This window comes from Mesorhizobium sp. M0500 (genome assembly GCF_040321165.1).
Taxonomy (GTDB): domain Bacteria; phylum Pseudomonadota; class Alphaproteobacteria; order Rhizobiales; family Rhizobiaceae; genus Mesorhizobium.
Genome location: NZ_JAMYRB010000040.1, coordinates 17488 through 32654, shown reverse-complemented (window position 1 = coordinate 32654; position 15167 = coordinate 17488). Strand labels below are relative to the sequence as shown.

The following is a 15167-nucleotide window of genomic DNA, read 5'->3' as shown; positions in this document are numbered from 1 at the left end:
GCCACCCAAAACCGCCGCTACAACACGTTCGCGAAGATCATCCGAAAGAGGTCGCGTCATCCGATGCTGGCCTCCACTCCAGCCACCATCTTGAATCACAAAACCGACTGATCCGGAATCCCCTTCGATTCCGTCAAATCAGGAACCGCTCTAGGCAACGAAAAATCCGAGGACTGATGCAGCTGCACTCGCAACTGATTTGCTGCGAGCCCAATTTTGAGGGTTAGTCTTATGAGGGGGAGCGTCTCCAGTTGCGAAGCGTTACCAGTTGTTTGAACTTCCAGAAAAAGCGCTGGTCAGATCTCGCTGCCGATATTCTTTACGGTCGATTGGATGGGCTATTCGTCGCGTGGCATCCGAAGGATGTCGGCCATGAGACGAACCAGCTCCGCCTGTCGGCGCACATCTGCTTTCGCGTAGACGCGACCCGCTTGCGTCTTGAGCGTGTTCATGCTGATCCCAAGTCGGCTCGCGATCTCGCGCTGGCCACCGCCGTCTGCGAGCGCCACGGCCATGCGGGCTTCCGCGGGGGTGAAGCCGAAGAGGTTCCCGAGCCGATCTGGCGGTGGACGGGCACCGGGAGCCGATTGGTTGGACAGAAAGAGCGCTGCCACGGGCCGTCTCGGAGCACCCGGGCTCAAATGTCCGATGACTGCCCCGCGCAAAGGAACCGCGAGCACTGAAAGGGGCACATCGGAACCAGGACGGCAGATCGCAAAGACTTCCGGGGTGCGTCCCGCCAGGGCTGTGCTGACTGCTCCTCGAAGCTGATCCGCCGAAGTTGATGGACCGGAGGCGACACAGGCGCCACGCATCCTTAAAGGCGTTCCAGCAACCAGCGTTCTCGCCTCGTCATTGGCAAACAGGACATTGCCCATTTCATCGAGAACGAGAACACCAAAGGTCAGTCGATCGAGAGCCCGCGGTCCCTCCTCCCGTATACCGCTATATCCGTCGATGCGTAGGTGCAGCCGCATTGCCCGCCGAAAATGAGGGATAAGGGCTTCCAATTTCGCCTGAGCCTCCCAATCGAACGGGCCGCGCTTCTCGGTCCGGCACAGGTTGATCGTGACGGTGACCTGACCGTTGTTGGCGAGGACCGCGGCAGCGTTATGTCCGAGATGCTGAGGTCTCAGCACGTCGGCGTAAAAGGGCGTGCGCTTGAGATCTTCGAGTGGGATCGTTTCATCTGAAAGCGCTAGACGTTTGACAAGTTGGCTCATGGAGGTCGACGTCCAGGGATTGTGGCGGTATTCAGTCTCGCAAACGCGCACGCAATCTGGATCGAGACGGCCGTTATGCGTGAAAAGAAGCTGTCGGCCCGTCGTCGAGAAGGCGTGGATCACGCCGCCGGAGGCTCCGAGCGCATCCGCAGCGCCTACTAACCCATGGGCCCAGAGCGAAGAGTCGAGCACGGCATCGTAGATGCCATCGATCAATGAGCAAAAATTGTCGGCTTCGTTCGCCATGGCACACTCGTAAGAAATTCAACGGCAATCAGGAAGGCGGACGTTTCAGTCACAGAAAAGTTTACTAAGAGCCACTAGCAAAACCCTTGTTAGTTTACCCGGCGACGGGCTGGCAGATTTTCCCTGCCGTGGCAGCGTCGCTGTGCACGAGCCTACAAAGATGCCGCCTCAGGCGGTCAAAGTCCCGCCGCGCTGAAGCAAGCCTCTTCGCTACCGAGATTACCAAGCTCCGGAGAGGCCTTCTAAGCCCTTCCAAAAGGCTGTCCCGTCGAAAGTGTTAGATGATGGGACAATGGGGTCCATCGAGCAAGGGCTTCAGCCTCTGCGAAAGTGCAAGGAAAGCCACGGGTCTACGATCGACGGGTCTAGTGGGACCACCTTCGGTCATCCGGTGATCTCCATTCGAGTGCTATCAGACAGGTGGGGCAATGCTATTGGCTCCGACAAACGCCCGTAAGGGGTCGGCAGCTCCAGTCGTGGCGCGAAGGTCGGCTTTGGTGAAGCGCCGGGAAAATCGGCAATTGGCGCTACTTGCTCGTTCCCGTCGATGAGACGAATGGCAACATTTGCGGCCCGTTGCGGACGCTCGATCGCAAAAGGCGTACGGTGAGTTTGACCAATCCGGCCATTGCCGTTGGGAGGCACGAAGGTCTTGGAAGACCGAAGGCGGGATTGGGCACTCCCGCCGCAGGAGGCAAGTGAGATGGGTATGGCATGATCGCGGAAGGTAGCGCCAACCTTGCTTGAATTCGTCGATGAACCATCGGTCGACGTCGTCCCGCACCGAAGTACTGCTTCGGAATTTCAAGTGGCCCGGCGACTTCTGCTCAAGCCAAGAAAAGAAATCGGAAATCTTGGATTCTGTGGCTGATGAGGGTCCCCGCGCTCTTCAGCCCATTTTGTGCAAAAGTAGCGAACATCCTGTTCTGCTTCATCCCTGGTTATCAGGGATGACAGGTGATCACCCAAAGGCAAGTCTTCTGCAATGCGCTGACGCGTCCGAATTGCAGCGTGTGACAGCCATCCGCGTCGCCACGTCCCGCCGATCAATTTGAGACGGCAATTGAGAGCGACAACCCGCCGAGCTTTACAGCCAAAAGGAAAGTCGGCGGCCCATCTTTCAATGAGCATTGCCTGAACCCGCCGACCTGCGGATTGCCAGTGGCCCCGCGATTCGCAGCTTTGCCGGAACGGGGGCGTGCCGTCTAGCAATGTAGGCGTGTACCGTTCCAAGGACGGAAATTTTCAGGACTTCTGCGTCAAACCTATCGGCCATCGCTCACGCAATCTGTGCTGCCTATTAAGTTGCGCAGCACAGGGTGATCTAAGTTGCAGGGTTGGCGCGGCAGGCGTCATGTCCCTCGGCCAGGAAACAGACGCCAGCGCTGAAGAACGCAGCCGGGACGGGTTCCGGATTCATTTTCCCGCCATCCACGATTTGCTCACCGGCGTCGCAAGTCCGCGGTACATTAGTGTGAGTCCAAATTTCGCTCCGCCGCGTCGAATGATTACAGAATACTAGCCTGCCCAATCCTGGCGTGCCCAGAGTTCTGGTTCGCGTGTGAACCATTAGGGCCGGCGGGACGTTTCTCTGCGAATCCAACACCATTGGCGGCACCACCGTGGAGGAATCCAAGCTTCAGCCTGCGCTGCGGAAACAGGACAGGCCCGGTGCCTTGGCGGACTTCCCTTATGACCGGATGACTGTCGAACGATTTCGCGAGGCGTTTCCGCGAGCGAGGTGGAACGACGAGCGCAGGAGCTGGTTTGTACCAGGCAAGACGGCAGCCCGCAGGGTCGACCGTTGGCTGGCGCGTGAAGCCGAGTTGTTGGCGATCCACGCCGATAGCAAGGGGCGCGACGCCTTCGCTGTCGATCCGATCTCCAGTCCCTATCTCGAGATTGCCGACGACCTGCGCATTCGCACACCCTAAGACTGTCCTTCGGGAACTACATGGCATTCCCTGGGCACGTTGGGACGATGAACTCCGGGTGTGGCGCGTGCCATTTCGGTCCTATGAGGAACTGCGGCGCCGGTGGCTGACGATCGAAGAGGCTGCCCGACGTAGCGAGCCCGAGGAAAGGAAGCGAAGGCGCGAGGCGGAGAAGGACTCGGAAGCTCAAAGAAGCACGCGGTTGCGATATGCGGAACGCCGCCGCCATCGCTATGCGTTGCCAGCTGAAGACTTGCCGCCGATGGACCTCCCGTCGCAACACAGCAGTACGGCGTTTTCGTCTTTACCGATGTCTTAGGTGAAGTCGCCGAGCCGTCAGTATTGGCCGCCTTCTACCCACAAGCGATGCGGGCAGACTTCGACTTCGTGTGGGGAACGTGGCGCTCGGCAGCGCTGGCGGAACTCATCAGGACATGGCCGGCTCGTGGTGAGGCCGGACCGATGGAATATTCCCGGGGCTGGTGGCAGCCGACGCTTGCCGAACTAGAGTTGCCCGTCGAAACGCGCGTATCATCGAGCGTCGAAGGCGAAACCGCGATCTCAGTCGAATGTCGTGAAACTCGGGCAGCAACTCGATCGGCCGGCTCTCCGCCAGAGGCGCGGGCTTTCATTTGTGCGGTCGATGCGGCGGTCCGCTGGGGCGGAGATTGAAAATCTGGGGCGATGTGTCGAGTACAGCGATGGGCTGCCTGGACAGCCGGCGGTTACCTTTCGGATCCCCTAAGGCTCCGCGCCGCCTCATCAAGTGCCAGCGGATCGTCACCGAGGCGGTCGATGAGGTCTTGAGCTTGGTCGCCGGTGATGCCTGTTCTCATCGCCAGCGCTTCCGCCGCTTCAACATCCGATTGACCCGCGGCGCGCTTGCCTTTCTTCCTTCGGCTTTGGGGCGCAGGACCTGGGACTTCGGCACCAGATATTGCCGGTGGTCGAGCCCCGAGCGAGCGGTCTTCGTTCTCGATTTCAAACGTCGCCTGATTCCAGTGGCGCTCGTGCAGACCGTGCGTCTGGCCTTCTCGTTCCCAGATCTCATATGCGCGGCGCCGAATGCGTTCGTGTTTGTCGTCTGACATGGTCGTTCCTGCTTGGGGTTTCACCCAACGCGAAAGAGCGTCGGAACGATCCGACCCTAAACGCCGATTTCGGACAAAGAGGGACAAACTCGGAAGGCTGGCTTCCGGAGGTATCTACGCAGCGGTCGGCCGATGATCCCGAGTATTTCGTTCTGTGGACCTGCTTTCTTGCGCGATCCGCCTTTCCCCCATACGAAAGCGAAATAGCAATAGGAGTTGATGAATGACCGAAGAGAACAATCACCAGAACGCACAATTGATGGAATTGACCGCGGATATTGTCGCGGCATTTGTCCAAAAAAACGCAGTACCCGTAGCAGGCCTGCCCGATCTTATTTCTTCGGTGAACTCCGCTCTCGTTAGCTTAGTCAAGCCAGCTGAAGTTGAGCAGCCAACACAGACCCCGGCAGTCAATCCCAAAAAGTCTGTGTTTCCAGACCACATCATTTCGTTGGAAACCGGGCGCAAGTTCAAGTCGATGAAACGGCACTTGGGCCTACTTGGCATGACGCCTGACGAGTATCGAGCCAAATGGGGGTTGGCGCGGGACTACCCTATGGTGGCACCAAGCTACGCTGCACAACGGTCAGAGTTGGCGAAGTCAATCGGACTTGGTCGCAAGGCAGGCGCAAAAATGCCCACCAAGAAGGTGCCAGCCAAGAAGGCAGCAGCCAAGCGGGTGAAGGCCTAAGAATACGCTGCCTCAGGCAAGCGGACCAATGCGATGACGCGCCATTCCATCGCCGAAGAGCTTGAAAGCGCGGCCGATCGCATTGAGGACATTTCGCGCGCGGATCTGCAGATCATCTTGCGGCGCGCGGCATTGATGCTCAGAAACGTCGCCGGCGTGCCGCTGGAATCGGCAACCGCGGGCGCTCTCAACTCCATTGCTGCCGAAATGAAAATCGGCCGGGCGGACCTCATTCAGATCGTGCTGCGGGATTGGCTGGAAACGAACGCCTATCTGCCCGTGCGCGAAATCGATGAGGAGAGTGAAACGGACGGGAGCGCGTAAAGGCAAACTTCTGCGATCACGCTATGCACGGCGAAGCTGCGACTCAACTAGCGCTAAGGCGCGGCGGACCTGATGGCCCGTCCGGCCGGCGCCTTTCAGGCAACCTCCCACTGAAAGGCGCCGGCCTGTCGTATTCGTCGACGGCCATCGCCTGATCGGCGAAGCAATAGAGCCGCCAGTTCTCGTATTTATGATCCGGCCATATCGCCTGCACCTGCCTTTTCATAGGCGCAAGCCCGCGCTCTTCGCAGAATTCGCCGATCAGCGTGAAGCTGTGTCCAGTGCACAGGTCGTCGGGTAGCGCAACTTGATAAGGCCATTCCCGGTCGATCTTGGCCGGCGAAGGGCCTCTGCTGCGGGCCCCGATCATGAGCTTTATGCCTTCATGACCACGAAGCCAAACGCGTTAATCGAGCCGATCCACGAGAAGGCAATGCCGGTGATCCTGACCTCGCGAGAGGAAGCCGAGACTTGGCTGACAGCGCCATGGTCGGAAGCGAAACGGCTGCAGCGGCCGGCGGCCGACGACGCTCTCGCCATCGTCGAGAAGCCGGCCACACAGATCAAAGTTCCGCTGCAGGCGCCTGCACAAGGCTCGCTGCTTTGAAAGCATCCCGATGAGCGACGAGCTGATCCGCCTTCCCGGTGCCATGGAGCCCGTCACGCGGCAGCACCATAGGTGCGAGCATCCCGACTGTGGCAAGGTTGCCGGATGGGATTCGCCAAGCCGAGGCAGCCATCGCATTGGTTCTGCTTTGAACGCCGTGCCGAAGGGGAACGCTATCTATAATGGGAGTTGATCGATGTCCGACAACCACGCTACGCGCCGCATCGGCCCACATATCCTTTGGTTGATCATGGCGACCGCGGTCGGTGGATGGCTGACCACTGGCTATGCGACCACCAGGGTCCACGAGATCCATGAAATATAAGTCAGCAGTTCCCTCCTTCGCTCGCTCATGCCTCGAAAACTCTTCTTCGGAGAGATGGTCAGAACCTATGCCATCTTCTGTTCCATGGAGCATAGTGGGAAGGTAGATTTGAAGCACGGGTGCGCGAATATCGGTGTTTTCCAATATTACATTAACAAGAACAAGGTGGACACTATTGATCTTGCTGTTGCTTTTGAGTTTTATCATCCGATCTATTCCGTAATATTTGCTCCGTCCGATTTCAGGTTTCCTTTTGTTGGAGGCAGAGCTGAAACCAAGAACCTGCAAACGGGCTGCGACCAGATTGAGCTTTACGGCAAGGGCGGGCTCGCCTTCATCCTGCACATCAGCGAAAAAGTCGGGAATGTTGACGCTTGTCTGTTCCGTGGCCTGTTCGCCTATCTCGGGTTCGAAATACCAAGCGGCCCTCAAGACATGTCGCTGGAGCAAGGCAAGTTTCATCTACGATTTCATCGCCAGCCCCAAATCGGAGTACACCGAGAGTGTCGACTACGCGCGATCAGAAGCGACCCGTGAAGACGTGGTCGTGAAGATCCTTGACTAGCACACGGCGTGGCTCGCGTGCAGCGCCGGCGATCCTTGGTTGCAAATATGGGTGGCTGCATCCATTATCGCCCCCTGTGTTTTGGGAGAAACAGCAATGGCCGGATCACAATAACGCCCAGCCGACCACTGATCACAATAATCGCGCTGGCGGCGGCCTGGTGCGCTCTCTCCGCGCGTGCTGACGGCCGCAAAGACGATTACGACTTCTGGTATCGGGTCTTCGAGCTGACGCGGCAGGCGGGGTAACCTCTGGTTCCCCGGGGACGACGCGCTCCTTACCGTCCTTGCTAGGCTGAGCGCCGTACATCCATGCGTAGGCGGCACGCTCCTGATCCTTTTTTGCTATGGCCATGATAATTCCCGCGAATGGATTGGCCCCAAGGCGGACATCTACCGGTAACTATCTGGGTCCTTGGCCTTCTCGGTCTGGCAATTAACCTTACTCAGAACAGCCTTACGGTAAGCGCCGTCAAACACGCGGATCGCTCTCTCGAATTTAGCCGGATTTGGCGCCAAGTGTTTATTTAGCCCGTCGTACAAAAGGATGGAGACAGCCATCATGGCTTTTCCACTTTCGCTTGGTCTCAGCGCTGGGCACCTTTTCAATACGCCATAGATGTTACCTGAGATTGCTGCAGCCCGATGCAATTTGCCATCTGCCATACGTGCCAAGTAATTGATGTTTTGCTGGTCTCCCTGCCCGGCCCAACCAGTCGATATCGTGAAGCAGATTCCTGCGATAACCGTTACCAAAATGCGGCTCAAACGTTCCCCCTCTTCTCAGTCAACTTGCCCCTACCAATCGCCTGTTATCATAGCTTTGCCTGAGGTTCAAAAGGTCGCCAGCCGGCGCCAACGGGCATTCCCACTAAAGCTCAGTTGCGGCCCTCAAACCGATGGACGAGCAGTTCTCTGGTGGACAAGCTCAATCCTCTTTGAAGTCCAGCAATGATGCATGTCGCAGGTCTTCCTCGCCCCTGAGATGCTTGATGCGAACCTTGATCCCCGGCTTGACCCACTGTGTTGCCGGCCGTTTGGGAATGTCCTTCGGCGGCGGGCCGGCATGCTCCTGGACACGCTTCCATAACCGCTCGCGCATCTCACGATTGATGCTGACGAAAGCGCTGCCGACATATTTGCGCGTGCCGGGCACCGCTATCAGGGCGAAAGCTGGCTTGCCTTGCTCCCGCTCAACGCCGAGCAGTTCGAATTCACCAATCGTGTAGCACTTGGTTTTCAGCCCGTTTGTGGTCGGGCCGCTGACATATCTGCTGCCGAGACGCTTCGACACCATGCCCTCGAGGCCGGCTTGGTCGACCAAATGATAGATGGCGTTCGCCTGGCCCGGCAAGGCCTGGCTGAACTGAATGCGGATGTCTAACGGGATGACGCCCTCCAGGATCTCGCGGCGCTCCTCGACCGCCATGTCGCGCAAATCGTGACCGTGGAGGTGCAGCAGATCGAAGGCGACGAAATAGAGATCGTGCTGGCGCCGTGTGATCGCCTTGCGTAGCTCGGCGAAGTCGGACAGGCCCTTATCGTTGAGAACGATGATTTCGCCGTCGATGATGGCGTTCTCGACGTCCAGCGTCTTGGCTGTTGCGGCGAGGTCGCGGTATTTCGACGTCCAGTCAAGCCCGCGACGGGTGAAGACGCGCACCCGGCCGGCGTCGATGATGATCTGGGAGCGGTAGCCGTCGAACTTGACCTCGTGAGTCCATCCGTCGCCCTGGGGCGGCTTGGCGACCAGGGTAGGCATCATCGGCGGTATGAACTCGAGCCGGCCGGTACTTACAATTTTACGCACATTAGAGAATTAGGCATTCGGCTTATATTAGCCAGAGCGAACATAACGCGACTCCGCTCGGAAACCAAAACGCGACAGTTTGCGTTGCGGATGAATGGGAGGATCAGAAGCGACAACATCGCTACCGGCTACCAAGGCAAGCCGCATGACGGGCCAGTGGAGGATGAATCGAAGCACTTCGTCTACTGCCCAGTCTGCGGCCAGACGTTCGACGTGCGTGATCTTGGACAGGTGTTTCATCACGCCGAGCCGCAGCACGCCCCGCTGCCGGTCGAGCAATAGTCCCCGCTAGTTCAGCGCGGCCGGCTGCCCCGGCCTGAAACTGTTCCGCGCCGCGGCGATTCCCATCATCACTGATTGCTCGGGGTAGTCGAGCAGCCGCAGCGTGCCCGGCACATCGCCATCAACGCATGTGCTAGGGTGGCGTGTGAGCGCCGGCATTGATGGTGGAAATGGGTCTGTTGAAAAGTGTCTCGGGACTAGTCTTTTTGATCGTCGGCATGGGCGCGGTGACGGTAGCAATATACAGCGCCATCCGATTTCCAACGTCTCGCTATTCGCCGCGCTTTGGGTTGTCGCCGCAGTGCTGTGCGCCCGTCTCAAGCCCCCCAAGCAAGGGTAGCGTAGCCGCTGCCGTGGGCTCTCTGCTAATCAACCGGTGAGCGGGACCTGTGCTGGCGTGGTGTGGAGGCCGGCGTGGAGATCATTGTCGAGGTCGGGTAGTGTCTCAGTTGATGTGATTCTCAATGAGGGAATAAAACAATGATTATTCGCATTGCTCGCCTGTCGGTTGCTTTGGCCCTCAGCGGCACCTCGCTTGTGTCGTCCAATGCGAACGCTGGTTCGATCGCTTTCGACACTGGCTACCAGAAGGCAGCGTGGTTGCTGTGCCCTAATCCGGTCATTTATAATGATGCCGGCTTTTCGAAGTTCATGGACCGGGACATGAAGTACATTAATACTCGCGAGTACCAGCGCGGCTTTGCCTCTTTAAAAGCTGGGCTAAAGCGTGAGCCTAGCAAAGTGTGCTTCGCGGCCGCCCGTGCCGGTGGTTGGTGGACAAGGGCTCGCTGACGGTCTCGACCTTGTCGAGCTTGCATGCCGGTCGGCAGCGCGTCTGTTGGTGTTCTGGATTTAAAAGGGTTGAGCGCGAGGAAGACCTCGCAAGGTCTTCCAAAGGTCTGCCGCCAAAAAAACATGGATTATCAATGGGATGGAAGGGAACCCTGGAAGACCTCCCGCCGTCAGTCCATAGCGAAAAAAGAAAAAATCGACGCATCGGTCACAAGGCAATGATGCAATCAGTGAACATCCCAGATCGGTAACACCTGGCAGTCGTCTTCGAACCGCAAAATGTCGCCCTTGGCAAAAAATCGTATTCGGGAAAAACAGCTCTTCAGGAACGCCTCGACCCCGCGCAGGTCCGCTTCGGACCGCGCGCCTGACGGCGGCAGGATGATGAGGCTGTCGACCTCGTCCCGGCAGGCATGCCGGAAATGTCTATGGCGAAATCAATGAGAACCTACGCGCTGTGTAAAGGGCATCCGGCATTTTCATCTGTAGCCCGGCCCCTCCCAAAGCACACACGAGGCGTGCCATCCGGAAGCCTTGTCAATCAATTGCTTCGACCACACGCTGCGAATACCTGATGCCCGATTTCCTTCTTCTAATTTGGCGTTTTCTTCGGCTGTGCCTACTCCGAAGCGCCATATAATGCCGGCCTCGTTTGGCACCCAGACGATTTTCATCGAGTAAACCGCTGCGGTTCCGGAGATGCTATCGATTCGGCAATCAATGGACGCCGGCATCATCCCTTTTGCTTTCATCTTGCGGCTTTCGGTGATCACGGTCTCAGCCTTCATCCACACACTTTCAACGGCATTGGGAGGCAAATCATTGCTGGGCGTTGCGGCGACCAATGTCACCATCAATGCGACTGCCTGAAATGTCATTTCCCGACCCCCTGCCCCAACTGGATGTTCTCATTCCGCTCATGATCGGCAGTGCAGGTCAATCCCGTCCGAGAAACGCAAAAAAGCGCTGTCAATACCAACTTCTTGCGATGGATTTGCTCTGCGGACTAGGCAATCTCGGGGCGAAGGAGTGATCGCATGACCGTCCTCGCCTACAGCCTCGCCGCCGACGCAAAGGGAACGTGGCGACTCGTCTTTGTGCCTGACGATCTGCATCTCTATGTGGAATTCAGCCGGCCAAACGCAGAGTCAAATCCGGTGGACTGGCTGAGCGTGGATGATTTCCTTGCCTGGCGCCCTAAAGGTGCGCTCCACAAGCATGCGCTCGATCGCTTAGTTGCGCTCATTTGCCAAGCGATGAGCGACCCGTAAACGCAAAAAAGAGCCCCCCGGCCCCGCCGCACCTTTCGCCCTCGGCGGGCGATCAGTCATTCACCAAAAGCACAGGGTGTAGGCGGGGATCGGGTGTGCCCGGTGCACGGATCGTGGAAAATCATATGCGCGTCGGCGGCGCCGCTACCAACCGGCAGTTGGGACGACTTCTTGCCTAGTTTCACTGGCCTACCGTCAGTCCGGGTCGTCGCCGGACGCAACTTGCCGAACCGGAAGTGAAGGCGGATGTGTTCGTTGAAATAGCGGCCCTTGGCAAAGGCGGCTTTGAACGCGGCGAAGGTCTCCGGCGGCACGTCCTCAAACTCGTATCGTTTACCGCTGGGGGCGAATCACACCGAGAGCATTCTGCTATCTGGATCGTATTCCGTTTTGCGTATCGAGGTAGACGGCATGAGGCGGCTCGATCAAAGGGAGTCAACGATCGGTTGGGCCATCGCGTTCCTGGTATTTTGTGAGCGCACTAGGTCACCAAATTCGGCTCCTTCGCTGGATGTATGTGCGGAACGATCCTGGCGAATTTCTCCAGTCAGCGTCCTCTGGCGACGACGTAGGCATCCGAAGCTAGGCGCAAACCTGCGAGCCCGAGCACAAAAAAAGCAATTCGCGGCTCTTTAAGACTGGGCTTCGGCGGACTCCAGGCCGAGGTCGACGGGATCAGGGACCGTCGCCTCGCGCAGGAGTGTCGCCGGTTCGGCTACCGGCGTCTTCTCGTGATGCTGAGGCGGGAGGGCCCGGTCGTGAACCACAAGAAGCTGTTCCGGCTCTATCGGGAGGAGAAGCTCGCCGTTCGCCGCCGTGACGGCCGCATAGACCAGCATCGACAGGCCGTCGGCGAGATCGAGTGAAACCGCCTCGGCTGTCTGGATGACCGACTTTGGGCGCGAAGCTGACCCCTGGCTGCGAATTCGAACCCAATACCCCGTCATCCCATGTTCATGATATGTGCTACATTCGAAAGTCGCATAAAAAGGCAGTCTGGAATTGGGAGAGAATACCGGCGAACCTGTCCTGGCGGCAAACTCCAGGCTGCTTTATGCGCTCGGCAAGTTCGGCAGCGCATTTCATCAGAGCGGAACGGCCTCTGCCCTGCGCCGCCGGATCGCTTCGGCGATAAACACCCGCGACAGTGCGTGGTAGAGCGGCTCGTGGGAGATCATCCGTGCAGTGCCGTAGCCCAATATCGACGCAAGCATCAACGCTATGACGTTGTCGTGGTTGCCGGTCATCTCCAGGATGATGACGAAAGCCGTCATCGGCGCCTGCACGACACCGGCGAAATAGCCGGCCATGCCGAGCAGCGCAGCGGCGCCGGTGCTGGCGCCGAAGACCAGGCCAAGCGAACTGCCGATGCCGGCGCCGACTGCCAGCGAGGGCGCGAAGATGCCGCCGGGAATGCCCGAGATCATCGACAGCAGGCCGGCCAGAAACTTTTCGGCAAAGAAGAACCATGGCAGCGGCATGCCTTCGACGGCGCCGCGCGCCTGGGCATAACCTGTGCCGAAGGTCAGCCCGCCCGACACGATGCCGATCACCGCCACCGCAAGCCCGCAGATGGCGGCCACCAGCAAGGCGCGCTGCAACGGCTGGTGTGTGTGCCAGCGCCGGATCCGCCGGGTAATCTTCAAGGCCAACAGCGAGAACAGCGCGCCGAAGCCACCCCCGAAGATGCCGCAGGCAAGCGCCAGCGGCCAGTCGGCGGCAAACGAGATCGTCTCCTTCGAGACCCCGAAATAGGTGTAGTTGCCGAGCAGGCCGAGTGAGGCGATGCCGGCCAGGATGACCGCCGTTAACACCAGCCCGTTGGTGCGTGCCTCGTAGGTGCGGCCCATTTCCTCGATGGCGAAGACGATGCCGGCGAGCGGCGTGTTGAAGGCGGCTGCGATGCCGGCGGCCGAACCGGCAAGGATAAGGCCGCGGGCCTGCGCCATGCCGCCCCAACGCGCCGCCTGCAGCATCACGGAGGCGCCGACCTGCACCGTTGGGCCCTCGCGGCCAATCGAGGCGCGCTGACGGCGTTGCTGCCGATGACGTCGACGTGACGATGTTCCTCGCTTCGAGTTCGCGGCCGTCGACGACGCCGCTCCTCGGGAACCAGCCTTCCCATTTCGCCGCAGGGCTCGCAAGGCAGCGGTATTCCGCAGGCGATCGCTGCGCGGCATTTGCGCGACGACGAGGTGGCATTTGTATCGAATTAGCTGGTCGCGCTCCCGCCATCATCAGAGTGCGCCAGTTTTCGCCTGCGGCGCTCGATCTTTTCGCCCGGCATTCGGTGCCTGGTGCTGTGCGGCATGGAACGCGCTTTCCATCGAGGAGCCGGAGGGAATTGTCGGTAGAAAGAAACTCTCCGATGTCGAGCTCGACGATGCCGTGAAACCGATCTCGGCGCACAATGCGCTGACCACGATCATCGAGGATGGAGAGCAGTTGCAGATTGTGCACGACAGCATGCCGTTCGGCGACGTCGGCAAGGGTGAATTCGGCACGTATTTCATCGGCTACGCCCGATCTCTGCGCAGAATAGAGCAGATGCTGGAAAACATGATCGTTGGCCGGCCGCCCGGCAATTACGATCGGCTGCTGGATTTCAGCCGCGCCATCACCGGCACACTTCGTGCCGTCGGAGGCATTCCTCGAAAAAGTTGCGACGAGGGACGGCCACCTCGACTGCTGGTCCTGCCCTGTCGGGCGGACCTCATTCGGCAATCGTTGTCGGCAGTAGAGCCAAAGTGTGATCGCGGCCCAAACCGGTGCTCATGACCATGTTTATGCTTGGGCCGTATGTGGCTGTTGTCTTTTGATATGGTATCGATAACATGCCTTGCGTGAAGTTGATTCCAACGGGTGGTTCATGAGCGATGCCGGACGCCGCAGAGACCTTGTGCCCGAGTGTCCAGCGTTTTGCTTGGGCACATCGCAGCCGGCTGGTGGAGCGGCATGATGGCCAAGGCAGCCTCATCGAAATCGAGCGAGAGCCACGCCCCGACGATGGTGGACGTGGCGCGGCGGGCAGGTGTGTCCACCATGACGGTTTCACGCGCCCTGAAAGAGGGCAGCCTCGTTTCCAAGGCGACGCGGGAAAAGATCATGGTCGCGGTCAACGACCTCGGCTATGTTCTTGACCAGTCGGCCGGCAGCCTTTCCTCGCGCAAGACTGGATTTGTTGCCGCGATGGTTCCGTCACTCAACAACTCCAACTTCGCCGACACGGCGCGCGGCATTACGGATGAACTGGAGAGCACGGGGCTCCAGCTTCTGCTCGGCTATACCGACTATACGGTCGAGAAGGAGGAAAGGCTGATCGAAGCGATGCTCCGTCGGCGGCCGGAAGGCATCATCCTGACCGGCGGCGCTCACACGGATCGCGCCCGCCGCCTTTTGAAAAGCGCTGGCATTCCAGTAGTCGAAACCTGGGAGTTGCCGGTAAAGCCGATCGATCAAGTGGTTGGTTTCTCCAACGAGGAGGCGATGGGGCTTCTCGTCAAGACGCTCGCCAGGAAGGGTTACCGAAGATTCGGTTACATCGGTGGCACGACCTCGCGCGACACGCGCGGCAGCCAGCGGCGCGAAGGCTTTGTCAGAGCCATTGAGGAGCTCGGCCTGCCGACCGGGCGCCTCGTTTCCTTTGGCGTGCCGCCGATATCCATCGAGCAGGGCGGCCAGGCCGTCGTCAGCATGCTGGAGCGTTGGCCGGACACGCAAGCCGTACTCTGCGTTTCGGACCTTTCGGCCTTCGGCGCACTGATGGAATGCAAGCGCCGGGGCATGCGGATCCCGCAGGACATCGCCATTGCCGGCTTCGGCGACTACGAGGTAGCCGCCTTTTGCCATCCCGGCATCACCACCGTGAATGTCGACTGCTACGGGATCGGACAACAGGCCGCCCGCAGATTGATCCAGGTGATCCGAGGCGACGAGAAACGACACGGCCAAGAAATCGTGCTCACCGGCTATCGCGTCGTCGAGCGCGAAAGCACGTGAGTTCCTGC

Annotated in this window: 14 protein-coding genes and 6 pseudogenes; 12 read left to right on the top strand and 8 right to left on the bottom strand. The window is 59.1% G+C overall.

Annotated features, from left to right (window positions below; translation table 11 throughout):
- Window positions 1-338: 338 nt before the first annotated feature.
- Window positions 339-1469 carry a helix-turn-helix transcriptional regulator gene (locus NKI70_RS31710; RefSeq protein ID WP_352726122.1) on the bottom strand — a complete coding sequence of 377 codons (1131 nt, stop codon included), beginning with the start codon at window positions 1467-1469 and terminating at the stop codon, window positions 339-341.
- A 1700-nt stretch (window positions 1470-3169) separates the two neighbouring features.
- On the opposite strand from NKI70_RS31710, the pseudogene NKI70_RS31705 reads away from it, so the two are divergent.
- Window positions 3170-3981 (top strand): annotated as a pseudogene (locus NKI70_RS31705) (hypothetical protein).
- Between the two features lie 147 nt (window positions 3982-4128).
- Here the strand turns inward: NKI70_RS31705 and NKI70_RS31700 are convergent.
- A complete protein-coding gene (locus NKI70_RS31700; protein WP_352726120.1) occupies window positions 4129-4494 on the bottom strand; it encodes a DUF2934 domain-containing protein in 366 nt (121 codons plus the stop codon).
- Window positions 4495-4717: 223 nt separating this feature from the next.
- Between NKI70_RS31700 and NKI70_RS31695 the strand changes: the two genes are divergently transcribed.
- From NKI70_RS31695 to NKI70_RS31685, 3 genes and pseudogenes are all read left to right on the top strand, one after another.
- Window positions 4718-5185, top strand: a complete 468-nt coding sequence (locus NKI70_RS31695) for a Ros/MucR family transcriptional regulator (RefSeq protein ID WP_352726118.1) — start codon at window positions 4718-4720, stop codon at window positions 5183-5185.
- 33 nt (window positions 5186-5218) lie between these two features.
- Complete coding sequence (locus NKI70_RS31690) at window positions 5219-5509, top strand: hypothetical protein (RefSeq protein WP_352726116.1); 291 nt, start codon at window positions 5219-5221, stop codon at window positions 5507-5509.
- A gap of 364 nt (window positions 5510-5873) precedes the next feature.
- Window positions 5874-6116, top strand: a pseudogene (locus NKI70_RS31685) (SOS response-associated peptidase); the annotation flags it as partial.
- Here NKI70_RS31685 and NKI70_RS31680 read toward each other — a convergent pair.
- Complete coding sequence (locus NKI70_RS31680) at window positions 6073-6903, bottom strand: hypothetical protein (protein WP_352726114.1); 831 nt, start codon at window positions 6901-6903, stop codon at window positions 6073-6075. The pseudogene NKI70_RS31685 and the gene NKI70_RS31680 sit on opposite strands and share 44 nt — an antisense overlap.
- Window positions 6904-7053: 150 nt before the next feature.
- Here NKI70_RS31680 and NKI70_RS34125 point away from each other — a divergent pair, with 150 nt between their 5' ends.
- Complete coding sequence (locus tag NKI70_RS34125; protein ID WP_502898952.1) at window positions 7054-7254, top strand: Y4oE-related protein; 201 nt, start codon at window positions 7054-7056, stop codon at window positions 7252-7254.
- 144 nt (window positions 7255-7398) lie between these two features.
- Here NKI70_RS34125 and NKI70_RS31675 read toward each other — a convergent pair whose 3' ends face one another.
- Both NKI70_RS31675 and NKI70_RS31670 read right to left on the bottom strand, forming a co-directional pair.
- Window positions 7399-7773: a hypothetical protein gene (locus NKI70_RS31675; RefSeq protein WP_352726113.1), complete on the bottom strand. Its 375-nt coding sequence runs from the start codon at window positions 7771-7773 to the stop codon at window positions 7399-7401.
- A gap of 160 nt (window positions 7774-7933) precedes the next feature.
- Window positions 7934-8770, bottom strand: a complete 837-nt coding sequence (locus NKI70_RS31670; RefSeq protein ID WP_502898951.1) for an ATP-dependent DNA ligase — start codon at window positions 8768-8770, stop codon at window positions 7934-7936.
- A 135-nt stretch (window positions 8771-8905) separates the two neighbouring features.
- Here NKI70_RS31670 and NKI70_RS31665 point away from each other — a divergent pair, with 135 nt between their 5' ends.
- The 3 genes from NKI70_RS31665 to NKI70_RS31655 all read left to right on the top strand — a co-directional run bounded on the left by NKI70_RS31665 (window position 8906) and on the right by NKI70_RS31655 (window position 10111).
- On the top strand, window positions 8906-9097 hold the full coding sequence (locus tag NKI70_RS31665; protein WP_352726111.1) for a hypothetical protein: 192 nt from the start codon (window positions 8906-8908) through the stop codon (window positions 9095-9097).
- Window positions 9098-9577: 480 nt separating this feature from the next.
- On the top strand, window positions 9578-9889 hold the full coding sequence (locus NKI70_RS31660; protein WP_352726109.1) for a hypothetical protein: 312 nt from the start codon (window positions 9578-9580) through the stop codon (window positions 9887-9889).
- Window positions 9890-9913: 24 nt separating this feature from the next.
- Window positions 9914-10111 carry a hypothetical protein gene (locus tag NKI70_RS31655; RefSeq protein WP_352726107.1) on the top strand — a complete coding sequence of 66 codons (198 nt, stop codon included), beginning with the start codon at window positions 9914-9916 and terminating at the stop codon, window positions 10109-10111.
- Between the two features lie 257 nt (window positions 10112-10368).
- On the opposite strand, the gene NKI70_RS31650 is transcribed toward NKI70_RS31655, so the two are convergent.
- Entirely contained in the window at window positions 10369-10767 is a 399-nt protein-coding gene (locus tag NKI70_RS31650) for a hypothetical protein (protein WP_352726105.1), read from the bottom strand.
- Between the two features lie 159 nt (window positions 10768-10926).
- Between NKI70_RS31650 and NKI70_RS31645 the strand changes: the two genes are divergently transcribed.
- Window positions 10927-11160 carry a hypothetical protein gene (locus NKI70_RS31645; protein WP_352726103.1) on the top strand — a complete coding sequence of 78 codons (234 nt, stop codon included), beginning with the start codon at window positions 10927-10929 and terminating at the stop codon, window positions 11158-11160.
- A gap of 56 nt (window positions 11161-11216) precedes the next feature.
- Here NKI70_RS31645 and NKI70_RS31640 read toward each other — a convergent pair.
- Window positions 11217-11489 (bottom strand): annotated as a pseudogene (locus NKI70_RS31640) (KTSC domain-containing protein); the annotation flags it as partial.
- A gap of 348 nt (window positions 11490-11837) precedes the next feature.
- Here NKI70_RS31640 and NKI70_RS31635 point away from each other — a divergent pair.
- Window positions 11838-11987 (top strand): annotated as a pseudogene (locus tag NKI70_RS31635) (IS3 family transposase); the annotation flags it as partial.
- A gap of 258 nt (window positions 11988-12245) precedes the next feature.
- On the opposite strand, the pseudogene NKI70_RS31630 reads toward NKI70_RS31635, so the two are convergent.
- Window positions 12246-13184: pseudogene (locus tag NKI70_RS31630) on the bottom strand (chloride channel protein); the annotation flags it as partial.
- A gap of 304 nt (window positions 13185-13488) precedes the next feature.
- Between NKI70_RS31630 and NKI70_RS34120 the strand changes: the two are divergent.
- Both NKI70_RS34120 and NKI70_RS31620 read left to right on the top strand, forming a co-directional pair.
- A pseudogene (locus tag NKI70_RS34120) lies at window positions 13489-13791 on the top strand (Dyp-type peroxidase); the annotation flags it as partial.
- A gap of 324 nt (window positions 13792-14115) precedes the next feature.
- Window positions 14116-15159, top strand: a complete 1044-nt coding sequence (locus NKI70_RS31620) for a LacI family DNA-binding transcriptional regulator (RefSeq protein ID WP_352726126.1) — start codon at window positions 14116-14118, stop codon at window positions 15157-15159.
- Window positions 15160-15167 lie beyond the last annotated feature (8 nt).